The sequence below is a fragment of the Pseudomonas sp. ANT_H4 genome, from assembly GCF_008369295.1.
In the GTDB taxonomy this organism is placed as follows: Bacteria; Pseudomonadota; Gammaproteobacteria; order Pseudomonadales; family Pseudomonadaceae; genus Aquipseudomonas.
The window spans coordinates 173044-195991 of the sequence record NZ_VOBG01000011.1 but is presented as its reverse complement, the minus strand read 5'-3'; the positions used below and the strand labels follow the sequence as shown (position 1 = coordinate 195991).

The window sequence follows — 22948 nt, the reverse complement described above, 5'->3', positions numbered from 1 at the left end:
AATAGGCGTTTTTTATATTAAAACGCGATAACCAATTTATGTTTAATGATTTTATGTGCTGTTGAGTAGGGTTTTAGTTATATGTTTTTTAAACTGTTGCTCAGCCAACAGTGACTATAAGCAACCGATAAATACTGAGTGTGCATTTGTTAATTCGATTCTGGGCTTGGCGTGGGCTTGCGTGACCTGCCGATCAACCGGGTCTTCCAAGCTCAGACCTCATCAAGGATAGGCACATGCGCCTGCGACAACCTTTGCTTCTTCTCTGCCCTCGCCTGCTCGGCTTTGGCGCGGCCATGACCCTCAGCCAACTGGCCCCGGCCCAAGACTCTATAGGGACTCTCCAACTGGCCCCGGTCGAAGTGACCAGCACCGAAATCAGCGAGGGCGAAGCGGCCCAGGCGCAACTGAAAAATGTACCGGGCGCTACCAACTACATCGATCTCGATAGCGTCAAGCAAGGCCGGGTGAGCACCAACGAAGACGTGCTCAAATACCAGGCCGGTGTCTACGCCAAGGCGGCGAACAACGAGGGGGTGAAGATTTCCATTCGTGGTTCGGGGATCAATCGCGGCCCTGGTGGCCATGCGTCCGGGCTGTACGAGACCTTCGACGGCCTGCCACTGACCGGCCCTGGCGGCACGCCTTATGAGCTGAAGGACCCGTTGTGGCTCAGCCGGGTCGAAGTGCTGCGGGGCGCCAACGGTTTTGATCGCGGGGCGCTGGCGTTGGGCGGGGCGATCAACTACGTCACCCGCACTGGCTACGATGCACCCAAGTTGCAAGTGCGCTATGAGGCCGGCAGCCATGGTTACGCTCAGCGGGAGATCAGTTCCGGGCAGGTGCTGGGCGATGCCGACTATTACATCAGCCTGACCGACTCCGAATACGACGGTTTTCAACACCAGAGCGCGGGCAGTGGCAAGGGCGTGGCGGCCAACGTTGGCTACCGCTTCAATCCCGACCTGGAAACCCGTTTCTACTTGCGCTACCGGGAAACCGCCAACGATAGCCCCGGCAAGTTGACCCGCCAGCAGATCAGCCATGACCCTCGCGCGGCTAACGCCCTCAACCAGGCCCGGGACTCCAAACGCCTGCAACCAGGCTCGACCTGGATCGCCAACAAGACCACCTTGCGTCTGGATGACAACGCCAGGATCGAGGCCGGACTGGTTTATCACGATTACCCGATGGACCTGCGCGAAGGCACCAACCGCCTCAAAGTTGCCTACACCGATATCAGCGGCACCTTGAATTACATTCGCCAGGACACCCTGTTCGGTCGCGACAGCAAGACCACTGTCGGCCTGCGTACCACCCAAGGCATGCCCAATAACGGCGCTTCTGAATATGTGCGGGTGCCGACCGACAAGACGGCCCCCTATGCTCCCGGCACCAAGACCCGCGACTATAGCTACCTGGGTTCCGACACCGTGCTGCATATCGGGAATGACCTTGAACTGGTGCCGGACCTTTGGCTGACCACCGGCCTTGCGGCGATCTATACCCGCCGGGAAACCGAGGTCACCTATCCGGATACCCATGCGCCCTTGAGCAAGCACGACTGGGATTACGCCCCCCGCGTCGGTTTGCGCTACGACTTCAACCCGCAACTACAGGTGTACGGCAACCTCAGCCGCTCGGTCGAGCCGCCCCATGCGTGGTCGATGATCTGGGGTTCCAACAAGTTTTTCCCGGATAAAAGTGGTCCGGCCAGCGGCTTGGCGCGTGAAGGCGTGGACCTGCAAAACCAAACCGCAACCACCCTGGAAGTGGGCGGGCGCGGCGAAGAATGGTTTGGGCAATGGGACCTGGCGCTGTATCACTCCGAGGTGCGCCACGAGTTGCTTACCGTGGAAACCCAGGCCGCGAGCCCCACCCAATCTCAGGTGCTCGCCGAGTCAAATGCCAGCCCCACAATTCACCAAGGCATGGAGCTGAGCCTGATCAGCCCGCTGTGGGACGGTGGCAACACCGGCAAGCTCGCCCTGCGCCAGGCCTACACCTACAGCGATTTCCACTACCGCAACGATGACCGTTTTGACGACAACATGCTGCCGGGCATCCCCAAGCACTATTACCAGGCGCAACTGCGCTACAGCCATCCCACCGGTTTTTACACCAGCCTCAATGGCGAGCACTCGTCGCGGGTTGCAGTGGACTATGCCAACTCCTACTACGCGGCGGCCTACACGCTGCTGGGTGCAACCGTCGGCTACGACGCGCCCAAGCAGGACTGGCAAGCCTGGGTTGACCTGCGCAACCTCACCAACAAGCGTTATGCCAATACGATAACGCCGGGTTATGACGACAAGGGCCGCGACGTTGCACGCTCCACGCCCGGTGACGGCATGGGCGTGTACGCCGGGGTTTCATGGAGTTTGCGTTAAGGCCAGGCCTCTACCCGTTTTTTGAGAGTGCTGATATCTGTGGCAAGCCCTAATGCCGGTAAGTTAAGCGAAGGTGATCCACTGTAGGAGCGAGCTTGCTCGCGATGGTCGCTAACGATAACGCGGAAAACCTGGCACCCCGTGGGTGCCTCAAGTTTTTCGCGAGCAAGCTCGCTCCTACAATTCGGCATTAGGGCTTGCCCGCGCTGGGCTGCGCAGCAGGCCTGAAACCAGTCACCACGGACGGTCTGAAAAGTCGTAGTGACCTGATTGGGGGTACTTTGCGGCCCAGTGGGAGCAAACCCCTCGCACCGAAGGCAATTTGCTGGCCCCGCTGTTACAAAATAATCGCCAAAATCACTTTTATTTTCAGGTGGTTAGGTGGGGTTTAAATGCGCATTGTAACAAGCACGCTGATCGCCTTATCCCTGGCGGGCGGGGCTGTGTCTGCCCAGGCAAAAGAGCTGCGCGAGAACGATCGCTTCATGTGCAGTTGGGGGGCGGGCACGGCGGCAAGGGCCCAGGAACTGAAGTTGTCCGGCGTTTCGCTGTATGCCGCACGACAGAAGATTCAGACGTACAAGTTCAACAAGTCCTGGATGCACATGATGGCCATGGGCATTACCGAACAGACCTACGACAGCCCCTCGCGCCTCAAGCCACCGGTAATCCGCAAGAGTTTTTATGAGGAATGCGTCCGGTACAAACTGGCGCGTAAATGACCCGGCCGATTCAGTCGTGGCAGAAGGCGTGGTCGCCTAGCCCCTTACAAAACAACCACAATCATTGTGTTTATTTACCCTCGCGCCACTCCCTACAATCCAGCGTTTCAATGGAGGAGGTGGCTATGACGTCGGTCGTCAGGGTGGCAACGGTTGGGGATATTGAAGTGCTCTTCGAGATCCGCACCTCGGTGGTGCAGAACCATTTGAGTCGTGAGCAAATGACTGAGTTGGGCATAACCCCGCAAGTGCTGGCGGATAGCATCAATGAGTCGCCCTGTGCCTGGATCGCCGAGGTCCAAGGCAAGCCTGTGGCGTTTTCCATGGTGGATCTCGCTGAAGGCGAGGTATTTGCCATGTTTGTCCTGCCTGCTTATGAGAATCGCGGGCTGGGCCGGTTGTTGATGGCCGTGGCCGAGCAGGCGTTGTTCGAACACCACGAAGAGATTTCCCTCATCACCGATGGCCGGGGTGACGTCAGGGCCAACGGGTTTTACCAGCGACTCGGTTGGTCGGTCATCGATGACGTCGACGGTGACGACGTGCGTTACCAGAAGCGTAGGGCCTGAAGCTGCGGCGACACCGCTCAGTGCCCATATTCGATCTGCCGCTGGCCGTCATTGTCAGGAATCAAGTGCTTCCACCGGCATCGGATGAGAGGTCGCTACGTGGTTTTTTTGGCGCCATTGAACAGGCAGTTTTGCGAAATTGTGGGGTAGCTAACACTTTCGTACTAATTGTCCGCGCACGGTGTAAAAGCTCATCTAATCTAGACGGATAAAATCCGCCGAGTCAGGTCCCAGGAAGGGTGTCCAGCATGATCTCGATCGTTGAATTCAGTCGCATCATGGAGTCCGGCTTCCTGCCGCTTTCGTGTGACTGCACCCTGAGCAAGGACGGCTCGCTGCGGATTCGCATCTTTGAACCCGAGTCTGGGCGGGTGGACTTGCTGCTGACGGGTGTGTCCACCAACGTCCTGGACAGCATCCGCTCCATCTCCAATTTGATTGGCGAGCTGCGTACCGAAATCAAGGCCGGTCGCCGGGGTTTTGCGGCGGTGGGGTAGGGGGCGCAGAGCGTTCCAGGGCAATACTATCCGTAGCGTGTGCCTGGCGGCGCCTAGAGGCGGCGCAGAAAGGACCTGACAATACGCTTGGTGGCCTGCGTGGTATCCAGTTGGTCGATGTCTCCGTAGGCGTGCCACTGACAGTCGATGATTTCGCTGCGTGGCTGGGCTTCGTCGATGTTCACCACTGAAGCCTCAAACACGTGATGCACGGTGTTGTCCGCCGTCAACTCCTGCAGATACAGCAAGCCATCGACGTTCAGTCCGGTTTCTTCCTCCAGCTCACGAGCGGCCGCGCCGACCGGCAGTTCATTGCGCTCGACCTTGCCGCCTGGCAGCGCCCATTTCGATCTGGCCTTGCGCACGAAGAGGATGCGCCCTTCGTGTTCGCAGATGACTGTTGCCCGTATTTTCATCGTCTGTGCCCCTGCAGTTGGATGATTGTCATAAAAGTGTAATGCAATTGTCATGATGGATGTTTGAGGCGCAGGCTGGAGAGGACGTGGGAAAACGCAGATACTGCCCCACTGGAAAAAACACGACGAAGAGGGATGCAGATGAACACCGTGCGCTGGGGCATGATCGGCTGTGGCAGTGTCACTGAGATCAAGAGTGGACCGGCATTCTACAAAGCGCCAGGTTCTGCCCTTGTGGCCGTGATGGGGCGCCGGGAGGAGGCGGTGCGCGATTATGCGGCACGCCATGGCATTACCCGGTTCTACACCAATGCCCAGGCGCTGATCGATGATCCCGAGGTGGACGCGGTGTACATCGCCACACCGCCCGACAATCACCTTGAATACAGCCTGCTGGTGGCCGCCGCTGGCAAGCATTGCTGTGTCGAAAAGCCCATGTCGTTGAACGCCGAGCAGAGTGTGCTGATGCAGCGCACGTTCGAGCGGGCAGACCTGCATTTGTTTGTCTCCTACTACAGGCGGTCGCTGCCGCGTTTTCAGCAAGTGCGGGACTGGCTGCTGGACGGGAAAATCGGCGAGTTGCGTCACCTCACCTGGACGTTGTGCAAGCCGCCGTCCCCGGCTGATGAGAGTGCAGGTAACTGGCGTACCGACCCTCAGGTCGCCGGTGGCGGTTATTTTGCTGACCTGGCCAGTCATGGCTTTGATCTGTTTCAGTTCCTGGCGGGGGACATTGTCGATGTTGCCGGTTTCAGTGCCCACCAGGCTGGGCGTTATGCGGCTGAAGATGCCGTGACCGCCAGTTGGCGTTTTGCTTCGGGGGCCCTGGGAATGGGCTGCTGGAACTTTGTTGCGGATCGGCGGGAGGATCGGGTCGAGTTGATCGGCAGCAAGGGGCGCATTACGTTTTCGGTGTTCGATGAGCAACCGTTGCGGCTTGACGGTGTGTTCAACCTGACCCTGGAGGTACCTAACCATGCGCATATCCAGTGGCATCACGTGCTGGGGATGAATGCACATATCCGGGGCGAGGCGCAGCATCCGGCGGTGGCGATCGAGGCGCTGAAGACGGATCGGATCATGGATCGGATTCTGGGCCGTAGTGTGGCCTAGCGAGGCTAGGCTGGCGGCAACACAGCCATAGCGTGTTGAATTTGCTCTTTAGCCAGCTTCACCACGTTTTCCACGGTAAACCCGAACCTGGCCTGCAGCTTGGTCAGCGGTGCCGAGGCGCCGAAGCGGTTCATCACCACCTTGGCCCCGGTCTGCCCCACATAACGATCCCATCCCAGGGGCCCAGCCTGTTCTACGACCACCCGCGCTTTCACCGCCGGCGGCAAGACACTGTCGCGATAGGCTTGGTCCTGCTCTTCAAACAGCTCCCAACTGGGCATCGACACCACCTGCGCTGTCACGCCATCAGCCGTCAGCTGTTCATAGGCGTCCACTGCCAGACTGACTTCGCTGCCGGTGGCGATCAGGATGACTTCGGGCTTCCCGGCGCCGGCCAGCACATAGGCGCCACGGGCCGTACCTGACGCCGCTGCGTATTTCGTGCGGTCCAGGGTCGGCAAGGCCTGGCGCGACAGTACCAGACAACTGGGCCGATGGGTCTGGGCCAGGGCGACTGTCCAAGCCTCCAGGGTTTCATTGGCATCCCCCGGACGCAGGGTCAGCAGCCCCGGCGTGGCGCGAAGTTGGCTTAGGTGCTCGATGGGCTGGTGGGTCGGGCCGTCTTCGCCGACGCCGATGGAGTCATGGGTAAACACGAAAATCACCGGCAGTTCCATGATCGCTGCCAGGCGAATCGGTGGCTTCATGTAGTCGCTGAACACCAGGAAGGTCGAGGTGTACGGGCGCAGATAGGACAGTGCCATGCCGTTGGCAATGGCGCCCATGGCGTGCTCGCGAATGCCGAAGTGCAGGTTGCGCCCACTGTAGTCCTCGGCACTGAACCGCCCGGCACCGTCGAAGGTCAGGTTGGTCTTGGTGGACGGCGACAGGTCTGCCGAACCGCCCAGCAACCAGGGAATCTGCTGGGCGAACGCGTTCAGCACCTCGCCACCCGAAGCGCGGCTGGCGACGCCTTTGGCATCACTGGCAAAACGGGGCAAGCCCTTCTGCCAATGCTCAGGCATTTCCCCGGTGCGCATCCGGCGCAGTTCGTCGGCCAGTTCTGGTTCGTGCTGTTCAAGATGGGCCAGGGTTTGTGTCCAGTGCTTGTACAAAGGCTGGCTGCGCTCCACGAGCGCATCACGCAACACGGTGCGCGCCTCATCAGGCACCAGGAAACTGGAATCCTGAGGCCAGCCATAGACGGCCTTGGTCAGGCGAATTTCCTCGTCCCCCAGGGGCTCGCCATGGGCAGCGGCGGTATTGTGCTTGTGGGGCGAGCCATAACCGATAACGCTATCGACCACGATCAAGGTCGGTGCGCCCGTATTGCGCTGGAACGTTTGCAGGGCGTTGCTCAGGGCCTGCAGGTTATTGGCGTCGGTCACGTGCAAGGTGTGCCAGCCGTAGGCCTGGAAGCGCTTGATCACGTCCTCGCTGAAGGCAAGCTCGGTATGGCCTTCGATGCTGATGGTGTTGTTGTCGTAGATCCAGCACAGGTTATCCAGCTTCAGGTGGCCGGCCATGGACGCGGCTTCGCTGCTGATGCCTTCCATCATGTCGCCGTCGCCGCACAGGGTGTAGACGTTGTAGTCGAACAGCACCTGGTCATCGCGGTTGAAACGCCGGGCCAGCCAACGCTCGGCCATGGCCATGCCGACGCTGTTGGCGCAGCCCTGGCCCAACGGCCCCGTGGTGGTTTCGACGCCGGTGGTCATGCGGTATTCGGGGTGGCCCGGGGTCTTGGAATCCATCTGCCTGAACTGCTTGATGTCATCCAGGCTGATGGCCGGGAGGCCGGAGCGTTTGCCGTGCTCGTCAATCTCCACCACGCCGGCCAGGTGCAGCAGCGAATACAGGAGCATCGAGGCATGACCCACCGACAACACGAAGCGGTCGCGGTTAGGCCAGTCGGCGTGTTCGGGGTGGTAGCGCAGGAAGCGGCTCCACAGGGTGTAACCCACCGGCGCGAGGCCCATGGGCGTGCCGGGATGGCCGGAGTTGGCCTTCTGCACGGCGTCCATGGCCAGGGTGCGAATGGTGTTGATGCATTGGGTGTCGCAAGCGTTGGCGGCGTGATTCATTGAACCGGTTCTCCCTCGGGTGGCGATCTACAGTGGAGGCCGCTGGGGAGTAAAGGTTTTATCCATCAACCTGTGCCGCGACGAACGGGAACGCAAACACGACAGGCTTAATCTCAAACATGACAAAAGCCCCTCGGATGGGCTAGCTTCAAAGTGTATTCAGTCATTGATCAACTTGCGGAGGTACTCCATGCCAGTGAAACACGACCTGTATCAGGACCTGGATCTCACCAAGGAAGACATTCAAAAACGCAGGGCGGACGACAAGTATCTGGATTCGCTGCTCCACCAATACGACAGTGCCGACAAAGAGGTGGTGGACTTTGAGTCATCCGGCGGCGTAGATGAAGAGCTAGAGAAACTGAAAAAGAAACGCTTGTTGGTCAAAGACAAGATCGTTAACCAACTCGGTTCCTGAGGGTCAAGAGGATCGCAAATATTTGTTCAGAATTGTTTGAAGGACAGCGGTGATACCGCTGTCCTATCATGCCAACCGTTCGCCCGACCCTGGGGTACGTTGACTGCGCATGGAATGCGTTGTGGCGTCGGGCGAACTCTTTCCCTTCACGCCAGTGCCGGCAACCCCAGCGCCGTGGCGCACTCAGCGAGCGAGCGTTGTTGGGTCTCGCCATACAGCTGCAGCTCATCAATAGTCCAGCGTCCCAGGGCCTTTTCAAATTCCGCCTGATTGGAGTTGGTCGCATAGTGAGTTTGTGCGGCATCCCCCAGGTTCGACTGGAAAATTCCCGCTGCACTTACCGGCAGGAAATCCTCATATACCAACGGCTCCACATCCACATGACCGGTCGCGATCAGTTCGCTGAGGCTGCATGACGGATCAGCTTGTGCTCCACGACCCTTGTCGGTGACGAAGTAGCGAAAGAACGCCAACCCTTGCTCACGCATCTGCCGATGATCATCCGGGAAGGCCTCGAAGTGCTGCGCCATCAGCTCGGTGTAGCGTGAGGCATTGGCTTCATTGGGAAATGCCCCCAAGTCATCGCGTGCAGCATTCAGCAGTTGGTCGTACAGCGCCCGGCCCTTGGGCGTCAGCGCCACGCCGCGCTGTTCGATCTCGCCGAAGCGTGCACTGTGACTGCCTTTGGCGTCAGTAAAGGTAATGGCTTCGTCCAATGCCTTGAAACTGGTCTGGCGCAACAGGATCGGGCATTGGCGCCGTGGTGGGCCTTCGATCACGGCCTTTGGTGTGATGCCTTTGCCGGGCATGGCGGCCTGCACCTGGTCGATGTCCAGGGTGCGCGGTGTCAGGTGGTTGATGTGCGGGCCCTTGAACGCCACCACATCGGCGACCAACCGGTGCTGATTGCTCAACTGCTGGTACTGGGCAGCGCTGACGGTGGCGGTGTGGTGCCAGCGAAAGGTTTCCAGGGCTTGTTGGATAAACTGGTCGGCGTCTGCCTGCTCAAGGCCGCCGTCGGCTTCACACTGCTCGATCAGCGCCAGGGCGCGAGGGGTGAAGATCGAGCGCTTGGCCAGTGCCGCCTGGGCAAAGGCGCGCAGTTCAGGGTTTTCGATCAGCTCCAGGCGTAGCAACGAGGTGAAGACCCGAAATGGGCTGGTCTGCAACGCGCTTTCATGCACGGCGCGAAAGGCCGTGGAATGCACCGGCACCCCGGCCGGGGTCAGGTCGTAGTAACCCACCGGCTGCATGCCCATCACTGCAAACAGACGGCTAATGGTCGCCAGTTCGAAGGCGGTGCCCAGGCGGATGGCGCCGTGGCGTTCCATGTCCAGGCGCTGGATTTCCCCGGTGCGCTGCAGTTGCCGCGCCAGGCCGGTGTCTGTCGCCAGCACCCGTGCATTGGTCTCGGCTACCAGTTCCATCAACGCGCCATACAGCGGCACTTCATCGCGATACATGTCGGACATGGCCTTGGAGAAGCCTTTGCGGATGTCGTCTGGGCTGACATGACGGGCGGTTGGCATAGAAAAATTCCTGGCAGCTGTTAGAAGGGCTTGGCCGTTTGCGCTGATTTTGTTGGGCGCCGCGATGCCTTGCAAACGAAGATTCCTCTGGACTTCATTCTGCAAATGAATGAGCTGAACCGGAGCTGAACTTGATTGTGTTCCCGTGCATCTGATCGACCGTGGGCTCTACACTGGCCCTTACCTCAGTGCGCGATGGAAGACTCGATGACGGCCAAGCCTTTGACGAACATTCTGCAAACGATTGAAGGCCAGCGCTTAGCTAAAGATGACGCCGAGCGCTGGCGCGACTGGGGCCCCTACCTCAGTGAGCGGCAATGGGGCACGGTGCGCGAGGATTACAGCGCCGATGGCGATGCCTGGCGCTACTTCCCCCACGAACACGCACGCAGCCGCGCCTATCGCTGGGGCGAGGATGGCCTGGCGGGTTTCAGCGACAAGGCGCAGCGCTGGTGCCTGGGCCTGGCGCTGTGGAACGAGCGCGATGGCATCATCAAGGAGCGCCTGTTCGGCCTCAACAATGCCGAGGGCAACCACGGCGAAGACGTCAAGGAACTGTACTTTTTCCTCGATGGCGTTCCCAGCCATGCCTACATGCGCATGCTCTACAAATACCCTCACGCCGCCTTTCCCTATGACGACCTGATCAGCGAAAACGCCCGCCGTGGCTTGGCGGATGCCGAATACGAAATCCTCGACACCGGGGTGTTCGAAGACAATCGCTATTGCGACGTCAGCGTCGAATACGCCAAGCACCAGCCCGACGACCTATTTATGCGGGTGACCGTGCACAATCGTTCCGATCAGCCGACGCGCTTGCAGGTGATGCCGCAGGTGTGGGCGCGCAATGACTGGAGTTGGACGGCCGATGTACCCAAGCCCGAACTGCGTCTTGAGGGCGAGCGGGTGTTGGCGCGTCACCCTGAGTTGCTTGACCGCCACCTCAGTGCCTGGGGCCAGGACGGCGTCGAATGGCTGTTTTGCGAGAACGAAAGCAACTTCCCAATACTTGACGGGCAGCCGGCGCCGGGCCAGTTCAAGGACGGGATCAACGATTACGTGGTGGCCGGCGCTGAGACGGCGATTCGCTGGGACGCGGGGACCAAGGTCGCTGCCCGTTTTATCCTTGAGTTGGCGGGGCTGGAAAGCAAAACCTTATACCTGCGCTTTGCCCCGGTGGATGCGCCACATGTCAACGCGCGCAAGCTGTTCGAGCAGCGCCGCCAGGAGACCGACGATTTCTATGCGACGCTACAACAGGGCATAGCCGACGATGACGCGCGCAATGTTCAGCGCCAGGCTCTGGCGGGGTTGCTGTGGTCCAAACAGCTGTATTACTTCGATGTCAAACAGTGGCTTGATGGCGATCCCGCCCAACCCGCACCGCCGCCCGAGCGCCTGCATATCCGTAATATTCATTGGCGGCACCTGTCCAACTTTGACATCGTCTCCATGCCCGACACCTGGGAGTACCCGTGGTACGCCTCCTGGGACCAGGGTTTCCAGGCGGTGGCCTTTGCCCTGATCGATCCTGGCTACGCCAAGCAGCAATTATTACTACTGGTGAAAGATCGCTTCATGCACCCCAACGGCCAATTGCCGGCCTACGAGTGGCGTTTCGACGATGCCAACCCGCCGGTCCATGCCTGGGCCAGTTGGCGGGTGTATCAGCAGGACAAGGCGTTGACCGGCGTGGGCGACCTGGACTTCCTGGAGCGGATCTTCCACAAGCTACTGCTGAATTTTTCCTGGTGGGTCAACCGCAAGGACGCCGAGGGCCGCAACCTGTTCCAGGGCGGGTTCCTGGGGCTGGACAATATCGCCTTGTTCGACCGCTCGGCCACGTTGCCCCCCGGCTATCAATTGGATCAGGCCGACGGTACCGCCTGGGTTGCTGCCTATGCCCTGGACCTGATGCGCATCGCCCTGGAACTGGCCAAGCGCAATGGCGTGTATGTCGACATTGCGGTGAAGTTCTTCGAGCACTTTCTTTACATTGCTGGCGCCATTAATCGGGTCGATGACAGCGCTGAAGGCCTGTGGGATGAGCACGACCAGTTTTTCTATGACGTGCTGCACCGCCCCGACGGCCACAGCGAGCCGGTACGCCTGCGCTCCATCGTCGGCTTGATGCCGCTGTTTGCCGTGCTGGTGCTGGAGCAGCACGAGCATGAAGGGCTGGAAGGGTTGCGCGAGCGCTTGCTGGGCTTTATGAAGCATCGGCCGGATTTGGCCAAGCTGGTGTCGCGCTGGAACGAGCCGGGGCAGGGCAATCGCCTGTTGCTGGCGTTGCTGCGGGGTGAGCGGACCAAGGATTTGCTCAAGCGCATGCTCGATGACACGGAGTTCCTCTCGGCTTTTGGTGTGCGTTCACTGTCCAAGTCATACGCCGAGCAGCCGCTGGCGCTGAAGATGAATGGCGATACGTTGTGTGCCCGCTATGAGCCGGCGGAGTCCGACTCGCGGCTGTACGGCGGTAACTCCAACTGGCGTGGGCCGTTGTGGATGCCGGTCAACTACATGTTGATTGAGTCGCTGCGCGAATTTCACCGCTATTACGATGACAATTTTTCCGTGGAATACCCGACGGGCAGCGGTTATCTATCCTCTCTGGAAGAGGTGGCCGACAGCCTCAGCCAACGCCTGACGCGACTGTTTTTGCGGGATGAAAATGGCTTGCGCCCGTCGATGGCGAGTTACCCGCAATTGGAGGCAGACCCGCACAGCCGTGACATGGTGTTGTTTCATGAGTACTTTCATGGCGAAACCGGGCGTGGTTTGGGGGCTTCGCATCAGACGGGGTGGAGTGCGTTGGTGGCGTTGCTGTTGCAGCCCAGGGTCTGAAATGAAAAATCCCGCCAGAAGGCGGGATTGGTCTATCCAGGGTTTCCCCTTGGATCAGGCCGGGAACAGCTCGCTCAGCTTCATCGCCAGCATCATGTCGCCTTCGGCGCGCAGTTTGCCGCCCATGAAAGCCTGCATGCCGTCGGTGGAACCGTCGACGATGCCTTTCATGGTCTCGGCGTCCATGACCAGGGTCACTTGGGCGTCGTCATTTACGCCTTCTTTCAGTACGCAGGTGCTGTCCTTGACGATCAGCGAGAAGTTCTCGGTCTCGTCGATACGGAAACCGAACACCAGGTCCAGGCCGGCAGCAGCGGCTGGGTTGAATTTGGCTTTCATTGCTTCTACGGCTTTAGCTACGTCAGTCATGGTTCGATCCTTTTATGGGTGATTCCAGCGACCCAGGGGTCACGGTTGGCCGCAGCTCATCGGAAAGTGATGAGCTGCGGCGCCTTCAACAGTTGCAAGTGGGTATGGCTGTTGAAGGAAGCCAGTGCCACCTCGCGACTACGGAACTTCAAGTGGTTGAGCGAGGTGTTAACGATTTGCCAGTTCAATTCGAAGGCCTGGGTGGCAGGCATTCGGGTAATCAGGTGGAGCAGGGCGGTGATGGTGCCGCCGGAGGTAAACACGGCGATCTTGTCGCGGTTATCGGCGGCTTCAAGGATGCGTTGCAAGCCCCCCTGGACGCGTTCGATAAACCCCAGCCAGCTTTCCAGGCCCGGTGGATCATAAGTGCCGGCGAGCCAGCGTTCGATGATCAGGGCGAAGATGCGCTGGAATTCACTGCGGTTTTGCGCGGCATTGCGCAGGATATCCAGGGCTTCGGGTTCGCTATTGAGCAGGTCAGGGAGCAGGGCCCGGATGATGGCGTCGGCGTCGAATTCGTTGAAGGCACTGTCGATTTCCAGGGTAGGAACTGAAAGGCCGAGGGCGCTGAATTGTTCGAAGGCGCTGGTCGCGGTGTGCTGCTGGCGGCGCAAGTCACCCGAAACACAGCGGTCGAAGGTCAGCCCCAGTTCTGCCAGGTGGCTGCCCAATACTTGCGCCTGCTGCACACCAATGGGCGACAGCACGTCATAGTCGTCTGCACCGAAGGAGGCCTGGCCATGTCGAATCAAATAGATGCTGCCCACGTCCGTTCACCCGGTACGTTGAAAGTCTGGCGAGGTTATGAGGATGCCGAGAAGCTGTCAATGAAAAAACATACGCTTGTTTTAAAAGCTCGTTAGAGGCCCGCTACAAGTGGTTTCATCACTGGCTCCCCGGCAGTCCCGTCGGTATGCTTGGGCAATCCGCGCCCGCACTTGACAGAGGGCGCGCCGCATTTAAGGAGTTGCTGTGGATTTCCTTGCTGAGTACGCAAGTTTTCTGGCTAAAACCGTCACCCTGGTGGTTGCCATTCTGGTGGTCTTGATCAGTTTTGCTGCGCTGCGCAGCAAAGGCCGGCGCAAGAATGCCGGCCAGTTGCAGGTCAGCAAGCTCAATGATTTCTACAAGGGCCTGCGTGAGCGCCTGGAGCAGAACTTGCTGGACAAGGATCAACTCAAGGCCCTGCGCAAGTCTGAAAGCAAGGCCGAAAAGAAGACCAAGAAAAAGCCTGAAGCCAAGCCTCGGGTGTTCGTGCTGGATTTCGACGGCGACATCAAGGCCTCGGCCACCGAAAGCCTGCGTCATGAAATAACCGCGCTGTTGAGCCTGGCCACGCCCAAGGACGAAGTGGTGCTGCGCCTGGAAAGCGGCGGCGGCATGGTCCACAGCTACGGCCTGGCCTCTTCGCAACTGGCGCGGATTCGCCAGGCGGGCGTGCCGTTGACCGTGTGTATCGACAAGGTCGCGGCCAGCGGCGGCTACATGATGGCGTGCATCGGCGAGAAGATCATCAGCGCGCCGTTTGCCATCCTTGGCTCCATTGGCGTCGTAGCGCAGTTGCCCAACGTCAACCGCTTGCTGAAAAAGCACGACATCGACTTCGAAGTGCTGACTGCCGGCGAATACAAACGCACCTTGACGGTGTTTGGCGAAAACACCGAGAAGGGCCGGGAAAAGTTCCAGGAAGACCTGGACATCACCCACCAACTGTTCAAGAATTTCGTTTCCCGCTACCGCCCGCAACTGGCCATTGATGACGTGGCCACCGGCGAAGTCTGGCTCGGCGTCGCGGCGCTGGACAAACAACTGGTGGACGAACTGCAAACCAGCGACGAATACCTGTCCACTCGGGCCAAGACAGCCGAGCTGTACCACCTACACTATGCCGAGCGCAAAAGCCTGCAAGAGCGGGTTGGCCTGGCAGCCAGTGGCTCGGTGGACCGATTGCTGCTGACCTGGTGGAGCCGCTTGACCCAGCAGCGCTTCTGGTAATACGGATCAAGGGTGCGCAGGCCTCGATGAGGCCTGCGGCACTGCTGGTATTGGATGCCTCATCAACGACCCCACCACCAACGCCCCCAGCAAGCCCAACAACCCGCCACACAACACGTTCGGCTGGAGGCGTGTAGGGAAGCAGTTCCAGTCTGCACGAGCGCTTGCTCGATCCAGTCAGGGTCAATCAGGCGGGTGAAACGGTCGAAAGAGGAAGGAGTCAGGTTGGTGGCTTCTTGAAGAGAAAGCTGAAGTGACATCAACCGGCCTAACAGAAAATAAGCGCGCTTCTACAATTGGCTGTGTTGTGTGTCAATTCAGGATGAGCGCTGTCCTGTGGCGAGCGGGCTTGCCCGCGTTGGGCTGCGTAGCGGCCCCCAAACCAGCAGCCTAGGTCGATCAGAGACACCAAAGCGACCGGCCAGGGAGCGCTTCGCACTCCAACGGGAGCAAGCTCCCTCGCCACAGATATAAGCACTCACAAAAAGAAGTGTAGAAACCAATGCTGCAATGGGTGCTATACCAGCCTGGGCTCAATGGAGTCCGCCAGCCTTGTCAGTATCAAGCAGCACGATACGGCCCCGGCATCCAGTACCCCCAACGAACGCTCACCCAACCGGCTGGCTCGACCAATCCTGGCCACCAGATCCTTGGTCGAATCACGCCCCTGTGAGGCGGCGCTTTTCATCGCATCGAGCGCGTCGTTGAAGGACGCGCCCGCCGCGTGGGCCTGCTCAAACGCCTCCACCGCCGGAATCAAGGTGTCCATCAAGCACTTGTCACCCACACCTGCTTCAGTGATGTCCTGCAATGAGGTCAGCCCACCGCGCAGCAAGTGGGCGAAGGTGACAGCATCAATGTCGTCACTGCCCCGCACTTCATCCGCCATGCCGATAAACAGGCTGCCATACAGCGGCCCCATGGAGCCGCCGATGCCTTCCATCAGGCTCAGGGTCAACTCATCCAGCGCCTCGGCCAGGGTCAGTTGCAGGCCTTCAATTGTGCGGCCGCAATGGGCAAAGCCCTTGGCCATGTTGATGCCGTGGTCGCCATCGCCGATGGCGCCGTCGACTTCACTGAGGTATTCGCGGTTGGCGACGATCACGCTCACCAGGTCGGCGACGATGGCGCTGCCGTCGTGGGTGGAGAAATGCTGGCTCATGGTTTATTCCGCCTGGGTCATGCCGATGGAGCGGCAAGGTTGGTCGATCAGGGTTTTCAGTTCGGCGTCCAGGCCCAGCAGGGTCAGGGTCACGCCCATCATTTCCAGGGAGGTGAAGTAGTTGCCGACGTAGCAGCGATGGATCTTCAAACCCTTGGTGGTGAGTTGACGCTCGACCTCGGCGTAGAAAATGTACAGCTCCATCACGGGCGTCGCGCCCAGGCCGGAGACCAGTACCACGACGCTGTCGTCCTGGCTGAAATCACGGTCGGCAAGGATCGGCGCCAGCATCCGTTCAGCCATGGCGGCGGCGGACTCGATGGCGATCACTTCGATGCCGGGTTCGCCGTGGTGGCCGATGCCCAGTTCCATCTTGCCGTCCGGGATCTGGAAGTTGGGCTTGCCCACCGCCGCAATGGTGCACGGCGTCAAGCCGATGCCGATGGAGCGGCAATGATCAACGGCTTTCTGGGCGACGCGAATCACCCCGTCGAGGTCGTAGTGTTGTGCGGCGGCGGCACCGCCGACTTTCCACATGAAGATTTCCCCGGCCACCCCGCGTCTCTTGGCAATGTCGACCTTGGGCGCCGAGGCTACGTCGTCGTTGGCGACCACGGTGCGGATTTGCATGTCTTTGCTGGCGGCCATTTTCATCGCCAGTTTCACGTTCATATTGTCGCCGGCGTAGTTGCCGTACAGGCAGGCCACGCCAGCACCGTGGTCGGCGGCGCGGAAAGCGTCGAAGAAGCTTTTGGCGGTGGGCGAGGAGAAGATCTCACCGACGGCCACGGCGTCTACCAGGCCGGGACCGACATAGCCGAGGAAGGCCGGTTCATGGCCGGAGCCGCCGCCGGTGACGATGCCCACGCGGCCCTGTGGAGACGGCTTGGTCTTGCCGATCACCCGTGGATTGGTTTCGTATTGGCGCAGCTCGGGATGCGCGACCAGAATGCCGCGCAGCATGTCCTCGACTACTTGGTCCGGATCGTTTATCACTCGATTCATAACGCGGTTTCCTGTGTTCTTTTTATAAGGATTGGGCTGCTCACGGTTCCAATACCACTTTAAGCGACTTGTCCCCGCGCTCCATCACCGCAAACGCTTCCTTGAACTGTGCCAGTGGGAATTTGTGGGTCACCACGTCGCGCATGTCAATCTTGCGGTTGCCGATAAAGTCGATGGCTCGTGGGTACATGTACGGTCCCAGGTGCGAACCCAGCACGTCCAGTTCCTTGCGGTCGCCGATGATCGACCAATCCACCGTGGCCTCGTCGTTGAACACGCTGAATTCGACGAAACGTCCCAGCTTGCGCAGCATCGCCAGGCCCTGGTTCACCGCCTTGTGGTGCCCGGTGGCCTCAATATAAATGTCACAACCGTAGCCTTCGGTGATCTCGCGAATCTTCGCCAGCACGTCGACTTCGGCCGGGTTCCAGACTTCGTCGGCGCCCATGCGCAGGGCCAGTTCGGCGCGCTCGGGTTTCATGTCGAGGACGATTAGTTTTTTCGGATTGCGCATGCGCACCGCACCGATGATCCCCAGGCCCAGGGTGCCGGCGCCGGCCACCACCACAATGTCGTCGAAATCGACATTGGCCCGTTCCGCCGCGTGCAGCGAGCAAGCCAGGGGCTCAATGAGGATGGCTTCGTCCGGGGCGATGGAGTCCGGGACATGGTGGATGATGCCTTCCTTGGTGAAGATCATGTATTGGGCCATGGCGCCCTGGACGTTGTTCTGGAAACCGTAAAGGTCATGTTTCTGGCACATCCAGTACTGGCCGTGGTTGCAGAAACGGCAGCCCCAGCACGGCACGATCTGCTCGGAGATCACCCGGTCACCGACCTTCACGCCACGCTTTTCTGCGCCAGGGCCAAGGGCGACTACGCGGCAGACAAATTCATGGCCGGGAATCATTGGCGGTTTGACGTAGCGTGGCTGCTCGGCATCGCCCCAGAACGACGGCGCACCGCGATAGGTCTTGATGTCGCCCATGCAGATGCCACACAGCTCGACCTTGGTGAGGATCTCGTCGGGGCCGGGCGTTGGCACGTCGACGGTTTCCAGGCGGTAGTCTTCCGGGCCGTAGCAGACCACGGCCTGCATGGTGGCGGGGATCACCGGGTTGAGTTGCTCGGGGGTGCGTTCGGTAACGGTGGACATAACGATAAACCTCACGACAAAAAATTGAATTACTGAATGCTGTAGCCGCCGTCGATCACCACGTTTTCACCGGTGATCATCTTCGCGGCGTCGCTGAGCAGGTACAGCGCCAGCCCGGCGATTTCTTCCGGCTGGGCAAAACGGCCCGCAGGGATCTGCAATTTGGCCAGCTCCCCCAGTTCGCCGGCCCAGGCTTTCTTGCCCAGGGCGGTCTCGACGATGGTGGGGGAGATGGCGTTGACGTTGATCTGCGGTGCCCATTCCATGGCCAGGACTTTGGTCATGCCGACGATGGCGGCTTTGCTGGCGCAGTAGGCGACGTGACGGTCCAGGCCGATCACTGCGGCTTGGGACGCGAGGTTGACGATGCGTCCGCTGCCCTGGGCGAGCATGTGCCTGGCGCAGGCCTGGGCCACAAAGAAGCTGGCCTTGAGGTTGATATCGAGGGTGGTGTCCCAGGCGTTTTCGCTGACGTCCAGGGCCTTGTCCAGCAGGGCGACGCCGGCGCTGTTGACCAGGTAATCAATGCGTTTGAAGTGCTCGAACACGTAGTCGACGGAGCTTTGCACCTGGTCCAGTTGGCGCAGGTCGACAGCGATGCCGATATGCCCGGCACCGAGGCTGGCGGCGACTTCGGCCACGGCCGGGTCGCGGTCCAGCAGCGCTACCCGCGCCCCGCGCTCCACCAGCAGGCTGGCACAGGCCAGACCGATCCCGGCGGCCCCGCCGGTGATCACGGCGCAGCGGCCGGTAAGGTCGAAGGCCTGATTCCAGAATCCAGACATGAACATGACTCCTGTGTTGTGGGCTTTCTGTAGGAGCGAGGGGGACGCCTAGTTCTTGCTCGCGAAGGTCGTTAAGGATGACGCGGGAAGCCTGGTACCCCACTGCGCTCTCAGGTTCTTCGCGAGCAAGCTCGCTCCTACAGTGGATCGCGGGTGTTATTTGGTGCCACTGACCTGCTGATACAGTGCATCCGCATTGGCATTGGTCACTGGCACCCACGGCAGGATGTAGTTCTTGTCGGTACCGTCGCCCCATTTCACGTCCTTGGCATAGCGCTCCCAGATCACCGACTGCGGTTTGTAATCCTTGCCGGCCAGCGCGCGCAGGGCGACATCGAGGGCGCCTTGCGACTGGGCCTGGGCGTCTTGCAGGAAGGTGGTGACTTCGTCTTTCTTTGCTGCCTGGATTGCATCCGGCATACCGTCGATAGAGGTGACGGGCACATCCTTGGATGACAAACCATGGGATTTCAGCGCCTGCACGGCGCCGAGGGCCATGTCGTCGTTCTGCGCGATCACCCCGTTGATGCCTTTGGGGTGAGCGTTCAGCCAGTCTTCAGTCAGCGCCAGGGCCTGGGCACGGTCCCAGTTGGCGGTCTTCTTCTCGATGATCTTGATGTCGGGGTGCTTGCCGAGCACTTCCAGTTCACCCTTTTCCCGGTCGATCTGCGCCGACTGGCCAATCGGGCCCTGGATGATCACCACGTTGCCCTTACCCTTGAGCTTGTCGACCATGGCCTGGGCCTGGAGGCGACCGCCCTCCACATCGTCGTTGCCCACATAAGGCACGCTGGCGTCGGCGACCTTGGTGTTGGAGGCGATGACCACCACATCGCTGGCCATGGCCTGTTTCACCGTGCCGACGCCAGCCTTGGTGTCGATCGGCACAAACAGGATTGCGTCGTAGTGCTGGGTCACCATGTTTTCAATCTGGTTGTTCTGGGTCAGCGCGTCGTAGTTGCCATCGAATACGGTTAACTGCACGGTGCCGTCCTTGACCGCTGGGTGCTCCTTCAATTCACGGACCCAATTCTGCATGAACTGGCCCTTGAGCCCGTACACAGCAGCGCCGATTTTGTAGGTCTTGCCATCGGCGGCCAGGGCGATGCTGCTGGCGAGCAGGGAGAGGGCCGCAACAGCGGCAAAGGATGTAGCGAATTTCATGATGAGAACTCCGTTTATTGTTGTGGTCGTTCAGTTCGTTTCAGAGGAAAAGCGACTAGCGTTTTTTCTTGCGCCACACATCAATCAGTACCGCGAACACGATGATCAGGCCCTTGGCGACCTGCTGGTAATAAGAGGAGACACCGAGCAGGTTCAGGCCGTTGTTGATTACGCCGATCAGCAGCGCGCCGAACAGCGTGCCGACAATGCTGCCGGTGCCACCGGACAGGCTGGTGCCACCAATCACCACCGCCGCGATGGCGTCCAACTCATAAGAAGTGCCGGCCTGGGGCAGGGCGGAGGTGGTCCGTGCCGACAACACCACACCGGCCAGGCCTGCGAGCAACCCCGACACCACGTACACCGAAAACATCACCTTGCGCACGCCGATCCCGGAGGTGCGCGCGCTTTTTTCGTTGCCGCCCACCGCATACACGTAGCGCCCGTAGGTGGTGTAGCGCAGCACCATCCAGAAAATCAGCGCGACCACGGCGAAGATGATGATCGGCACGCCAATCGGGCCGATCTTGCCGATGCCCAGCGCCAGGTACGCGTCCGGAAGGTCGGTCACCGGGCTGCCGTCGTTGAGAATAAAGGTCATGCCTCGGGCAATGCTGAGCATGCCCAAGGTGGCGACGAAGGGCGGGATCGACAGGTTGGCGACCATAAAGCCGTTGACCGCGCCGATCGCTGCTCCGGCAAACATCCCGGCGCTGACTGCGGCCAGCAAACCGTAGCCTTGAGCCGCGACGAGCGCGCTGCACAGCCCGGCGAAAGCAAGGATCGAACCCACCGACAGGTCGATGCCCTTGGTCAAAATCACATAGGTCATGCCCACGGCGAGGATGCCGTTGATGGAGGTCTGGCGCAGGATGTCCATCCAGTTACGCCAGGTCATGAAGTATTCGCTGGCGAAGGCCATCACCACGCACAGCAGGATAAACACCAGTGGCAGGCCGAAGCGGTCCAGGGACAAGCGCAGGCGACTGCGCGGGGCAGTGGTGATAGGCGCAGCAATGGTTTTGGCATTCATGAGGCAAGACTCAACAAGGCTTCCTGGGAAAGGGCGGTGTCGCTGCTGATAGTCACCAGCCGGCCGCCCTTGAACACAGCGATACGATCGCTCAAGTGCAGCAGTTCCGGGGCTTCCGACGACACCACAATGGCCGCGCCGCCAGCGCGCACGAACTGGTCCAGCAGGTGATAGATCTCCTGCTTGGCGCCTTCATCGATGCCCCGTGTCGGTTCATCGCACAGCAGGCAGACCGGCTGGGTCGACAGGCACTTGGCGAGCACCACTTTTTGCTGGTTGCCGCCGCTCATGGATTCCACCGGCAGATCCAGGGACGTGGTCTTGATTTGCAGGCGCTTGACCATGTCCTGGGCTAACTGGTTTTCCTTGCGCGCATTGATCAGCGACCAGTTCGACAGCTGCTTGTACGCCGACAACGCGATGTTGGAGAGGATGCTGCCACTGAGCACCAGGCCGCTGTCCTTGCGATCTTCGGTGACCAGCGACATACCGGCGCTGATGGCCGCCTTGGGCAACCCGACTGGCATGGGTTTTCCTTGCAGGGTGACGGTGCCGGAGTCTGGCGTGGTCAGGCCATAGATACAGTTGAGGAACTCGCTGCGCCCCGAACCCATCAGTCCATAGATGCCGAGGATTTCGCCCTGGCGCAGTTGCAGGCTGATGTCCTGGAATTCGCCGCTGCGGCTCAGGCTGTCCACCTCCAGGCAGCACTCGGCGGCGCATTCGCGGCCGACCTTGTGGTCGATCCGCACCAACTCCTGGCCGACGATGCCGCGCACCAAGTGGGCGCGGTCGATATCGGCCATGCGCCCGGTTTCGACGAAAGCGCCATCGCGAAAGATGCTGTAGTCATCGGCAATCTGCGCCAGTTCGCTGAGGCGGTGGGACACATAAACAATGCCGGCGCCGCGAGCGGTGAGGCGGCGGATGGCCTTGAACAGAGTTTCTGCTTCGCGTTCGCCGATGGCCGAGGTGGGCTCGTCCATGATCATCACCTGGCAGTCATGGCTGAACGCCTTGGCGATCTCCACCAGTTGGATCTGCGCCACGCTCAAACGGTGCATGGGGCTGGTCGCGTCGACCTCGAATTCCAGGCTTTCCAGCAGCGCATGAGTGCGCCGGTTGAGCTCCTTGCTATCGACGATGCAACCGGCGCGGCGCGGTTCGCGGCCCAGCCAGATGTTTTCGGCGACGCTCATGTAGGGAATGGGTTCCAGTTCCTGGGTGATCATCGCGATCCCCGAGGCCAGGGCTTCACTGGGCCGGTTGAATTGCACCGGTGAGCCGTTGAGCAGGATGGTGCCGGTATCACGCTGGGTGATGCCCATCAGGATGCTGAGGAAGGTGGATTTACCTGCGCCATTGCCGCCGCACAGGGCATGCACGCTACCGGCACGCAGCGAGAGGCGACCCTCGCGCAGGGCGGGAATGCCGGCGTAGGCCTTGGCGACGTGTTCAGCCTGGAGCAGTAATGGCGTGGCCATCGGCGTGTCCTCGTGCTGTGAGTTCTTATTAGGTGCACAGTCGTGTTGCTCTGTGAGCATATGTGTATCAAATGAAATTCTGATCAGTCAATCTCTTTCACTTAAAAGTTGTAAAAGCCAGGATTTGCGCAAAGCATGCCCTTTTATAGGGCTTTGACTAAAGAGTCAGCTAAATCATGCTTGACAGGAGGAGTGGAATATCCGAGAAATGAC

The 22948-nt window shown here is 60.0% G+C and carries 20 protein-coding genes and 2 pseudogenes; 10 read left to right on the top strand and 12 right to left on the bottom strand.

The window, feature by feature from the left end; genetic code table 11:
• The first annotated feature begins 236 nt into the window (after positions 1-236).
• The 5 genes and pseudogenes from FQ182_RS16545 (at position 237) to FQ182_RS16525 (ending at position 4178) form a co-directional block, all read left to right on the top strand.
• A complete protein-coding gene (locus FQ182_RS16545; RefSeq protein WP_149413914.1) occupies positions 237-2390 on the top strand; it encodes a TonB-dependent receptor domain-containing protein in 2154 nt (717 codons plus the stop codon).
• A gap of 104 nt (positions 2391-2494) precedes the next feature.
• Positions 2495-2575 (top strand): annotated as a pseudogene (locus tag FQ182_RS30985) (outer membrane lipoprotein carrier protein LolA); the annotation flags it as partial.
• Positions 2576-2782: 207 nt separating this feature from the next.
• Entirely contained in the window at positions 2783-3112 is a 330-nt protein-coding gene (locus FQ182_RS16535; protein ID WP_149413915.1) for a hypothetical protein, read from the top strand.
• A 125-nt stretch (positions 3113-3237) separates the two neighbouring features.
• Entirely contained in the window at positions 3238-3681 is a 444-nt protein-coding gene (locus FQ182_RS16530) for a GNAT family N-acetyltransferase (RefSeq protein ID WP_149413916.1), read from the top strand.
• Positions 3682-3929: 248 nt separating this feature from the next.
• A complete protein-coding gene (locus tag FQ182_RS16525; RefSeq protein WP_149413917.1) occupies positions 3930-4178 on the top strand; it encodes a DUF1652 domain-containing protein in 249 nt (82 codons plus the stop codon).
• A gap of 53 nt (positions 4179-4231) precedes the next feature.
• Here the strand turns inward: FQ182_RS16525 and FQ182_RS16520 are convergent, their stop codons facing one another.
• Positions 4232-4594 (bottom strand): NUDIX hydrolase, encoded by a 363-nt coding sequence (locus FQ182_RS16520; RefSeq protein WP_149413918.1) that lies wholly within the window; start codon positions 4592-4594, stop codon positions 4232-4234.
• A 141-nt stretch (positions 4595-4735) separates the two neighbouring features.
• On the opposite strand from FQ182_RS16520, the gene FQ182_RS16515 reads away from it, so the two are divergent.
• Positions 4736-5707, top strand: coding sequence for a Gfo/Idh/MocA family protein (locus FQ182_RS16515; RefSeq protein ID WP_149413919.1), 972 nt, complete (start codon positions 4736-4738; stop codon positions 5705-5707).
• A gap of 5 nt (positions 5708-5712) precedes the next feature.
• Here FQ182_RS16515 and tkt read toward each other — a convergent pair whose 3' ends face one another.
• Entirely contained in the window at positions 5713-7791 is a 2079-nt protein-coding gene (gene tkt / locus FQ182_RS16510; protein WP_149413920.1) for a transketolase, read from the bottom strand.
• Positions 7792-7981: 190 nt separating this feature from the next.
• Here tkt and FQ182_RS16505 point away from each other — a divergent pair, with 190 nt between their 5' ends.
• Positions 7982-8209 (top strand): DUF465 domain-containing protein, encoded by a 228-nt coding sequence (locus tag FQ182_RS16505; protein ID WP_149413921.1) that lies wholly within the window; start codon positions 7982-7984, stop codon positions 8207-8209.
• A gap of 146 nt (positions 8210-8355) precedes the next feature.
• Here the strand turns inward: FQ182_RS16505 and FQ182_RS16500 are convergent, their stop codons facing one another.
• Complete coding sequence (locus tag FQ182_RS16500) at positions 8356-9738, bottom strand: VOC family protein (protein ID WP_149413922.1); 1383 nt, start codon at positions 9736-9738, stop codon at positions 8356-8358.
• Positions 9739-9945: 207 nt separating this feature from the next.
• On the opposite strand from FQ182_RS16500, the gene FQ182_RS16495 reads away from it, so the two are divergent.
• Entirely contained in the window at positions 9946-12582 is a 2637-nt protein-coding gene (locus tag FQ182_RS16495; RefSeq protein WP_149413923.1) for a glucosidase, read from the top strand.
• Positions 12583-12636: 54 nt separating this feature from the next.
• Here the strand turns inward: FQ182_RS16495 and FQ182_RS16490 are convergent, their stop codons facing one another.
• Both FQ182_RS16490 and FQ182_RS16485 read right to left on the bottom strand, forming a co-directional pair.
• On the bottom strand, positions 12637-12951 hold the full coding sequence (locus FQ182_RS16490; protein ID WP_149413924.1) for an SCP2 sterol-binding domain-containing protein: 315 nt from the start codon (positions 12949-12951) through the stop codon (positions 12637-12639).
• A 56-nt stretch (positions 12952-13007) separates the two neighbouring features.
• Positions 13008-13718, bottom strand: a complete 711-nt coding sequence (locus tag FQ182_RS16485) for a histidine phosphatase family protein (RefSeq protein WP_149413925.1) — start codon at positions 13716-13718, stop codon at positions 13008-13010.
• 205 nt (positions 13719-13923) lie between these two features.
• Between FQ182_RS16485 and sohB the strand changes: the two genes are divergently transcribed.
• The gene (gene sohB, locus FQ182_RS16480; protein ID WP_149413926.1) at positions 13924-14946 is read left to right on the top strand and encodes a protease SohB; all 1023 of its coding nucleotides are present in this window, start codon (positions 13924-13926) and stop codon (positions 14944-14946) included.
• 517 nt (positions 14947-15463) lie between these two features.
• Here sohB and dhaL read toward each other — a convergent pair.
• The 4 genes from dhaL to FQ182_RS16460 are packed head-to-tail and all read right to left on the bottom strand — an operon-like array spanning position 15464 to position 19054.
• A complete protein-coding gene (dhaL, locus tag FQ182_RS16475) occupies positions 15464-16108 on the bottom strand; it encodes a dihydroxyacetone kinase subunit DhaL (protein ID WP_149413927.1) in 645 nt (214 codons plus the stop codon).
• Positions 16109-16111: 3 nt separating this feature from the next.
• Positions 16112-17113, bottom strand: coding sequence for a dihydroxyacetone kinase subunit DhaK (locus FQ182_RS16470; protein WP_149413928.1), 1002 nt, complete (start codon positions 17111-17113; stop codon positions 16112-16114).
• A gap of 40 nt (positions 17114-17153) precedes the next feature.
• Complete coding sequence (locus tag FQ182_RS16465) at positions 17154-18269, bottom strand: zinc-binding dehydrogenase (protein ID WP_149413929.1); 1116 nt, start codon at positions 18267-18269, stop codon at positions 17154-17156.
• A 29-nt stretch (positions 18270-18298) separates the two neighbouring features.
• Entirely contained in the window at positions 18299-19054 is a 756-nt protein-coding gene (locus tag FQ182_RS16460; RefSeq protein WP_149413930.1) for an SDR family oxidoreductase, read from the bottom strand.
• Between the two features lie 55 nt (positions 19055-19109).
• Between FQ182_RS16460 and FQ182_RS30350 the strand changes: the two are divergent.
• Positions 19110-19199: pseudogene (locus tag FQ182_RS30350) on the top strand (outer membrane lipoprotein carrier protein LolA); the annotation flags it as partial.
• Positions 19200-19210: 11 nt separating this feature from the next.
• Here FQ182_RS30350 and FQ182_RS16455 read toward each other — a convergent pair.
• Genes FQ182_RS16455 through FQ182_RS16445 form a run of 3 tightly spaced genes read right to left on the bottom strand, consistent with a single transcriptional unit; the run spans position 19211 to position 22735 of the window.
• On the bottom strand, positions 19211-20218 hold the full coding sequence (locus FQ182_RS16455; protein ID WP_149413931.1) for a substrate-binding domain-containing protein: 1008 nt from the start codon (positions 20216-20218) through the stop codon (positions 19211-19213).
• Positions 20219-20273: 55 nt separating this feature from the next.
• The gene (locus FQ182_RS16450) at positions 20274-21251 is read right to left on the bottom strand and encodes an ABC transporter permease (RefSeq protein WP_149413932.1); all 978 of its coding nucleotides are present in this window, start codon (positions 21249-21251) and stop codon (positions 20274-20276) included.
• Positions 21248-22735 (bottom strand): sugar ABC transporter ATP-binding protein, encoded by a 1488-nt coding sequence (locus tag FQ182_RS16445; protein ID WP_149413933.1) that lies wholly within the window; start codon positions 22733-22735, stop codon positions 21248-21250. Before FQ182_RS16445 ends, FQ182_RS16450 begins: the two co-directional genes overlap by 4 nt.
• Positions 22736-22948: the final 213 nt, after the last annotated feature.